This is a genomic window from Bacillus sp. JJ1521 (genome assembly GCF_036965165.1).
Classification (GTDB): Bacteria; Bacillota; Bacilli; order Bacillales; family Bacillaceae_L; genus Ferdinandcohnia.
In genome coordinates this window covers 1,221-2,378 of the sequence record NZ_JBALOX010000230.1, presented here as the reverse complement: position 1 = coordinate 2,378, position 1,158 = coordinate 1,221, and the positions used below count along the sequence as shown (strand labels likewise).

Below are 1,158 nucleotides of genomic sequence, written 5' to 3'. Positions count from 1 at the left end.
TTTGGGGGTCGGTACCAGATTGGGCTTTTTTTCAATCGTTTTTCTATGGAACAATCCGTTGTAACAAGAATATTCCGATCGTCACTGTGACGTGTGCTGAGATCCAACCTCCAGATCCAACAGCATCACATACTGCTGTCCACCGTGCATATCCCGTTCTTCGGTACTGCCCTCTGTTGGAACCCTTGGAACGCTGACTTTGGATACCTGAATCTCTGGCAGACAGAATATTTTTACATGCTCCGGTGCCACACGGAACACTTCCGCTATCCAAGTACGTTCACGCTCAAAGGTTGCAGCAATTTTCTCTGTATCTTCCACAGAATTGCAGAATGCATCTATCGTCAGCCAGAATGGGCCGGCATTTTTACTTCTTAAATATTTTGCGGTTTGTCCAATTGTTGCCATGATTCTACCTCCCTAGATTATTTCAGTTTCCATACGCACCAGTTCAAACGGATCATCAATGGATACAGTGTGATAAAGTTTAAATTCATAGACGGCTCCGCGTTCAACTTCTGACGGAGAAAATATAAATCCAAAGGAAGGCATCTGGCGGTCTGGGAAAATGTTATGATGCAGAAGCAATGGGTTGAATGCTTTTGCTACCTGTGTCGCCAATTGCTGGGTATCAGCTGTCACTGTTAGGAGTACGCCAATCTCATTAGGTACATATCCTTCCGGTACTGGCATTTCGGTTACTGCATTGTAGCCATATGGTTTCAGATTGAAACGATAGGTTCCTTTTTTAATCCCCATCATATCCAACTTTTCCACACCCTGCTTAGCTACATCGTCAATCCAGGCCATAGGATTTTTCATGATATCACGATCACAGATACCTACAATACTAATAGTCTGATAGCCCACAGGGCCGGAACCTTCCAGTTTCATAGTATAAGGAAGGTATTCAATCTTGGTACCTTCTACCCGTACGGAGCTCTCATCAATGGCGGTATAGGTTGACTTTGTGGTGTCAATCCGGATACCTGGCTCCGTCAAATGATACGGGTCGCTATTCTCATAGAGTAGGTGAGCAGATACGGAATATGGAGAAACGGTAGCTCCTTCTGCAACGGAATGGATGGTGAAGCCGGTCTCGTCAAATTCCGCAAAAACACCGCTGGATAGACCACCGCTAGTGCATAGACCGCCGCA

General features: G+C 45.4%; 2 protein-coding genes. Both read right to left on the bottom strand.

Annotated elements, in window-relative coordinates; genetic code table 11:
- Positions 1–81: 81 nt before the first annotated feature.
- Positions 82–408, bottom strand: a complete 327-nt coding sequence (locus V7147_RS23145; protein ID WP_335370156.1) for a DUF4387 family protein — start codon at positions 406–408, stop codon at positions 82–84.
- Positions 409–420: 12 nt separating this feature from the next.
- On the bottom strand, positions 421–1,158 hold a 738-nt coding region (locus tag V7147_RS23140), incomplete at its 5' end, for an acyclic terpene utilization AtuA family protein (RefSeq protein WP_335370155.1).

Excerpts from the sequence above, each read along its gene's own strand:
- V7147_RS23145 (WP_335370156.1), bottom strand. The coding sequence starts at position 408 with ATGGCAACAATTGGACAAACCGCAAAATATTTAAGAAGTAAAAATGCC.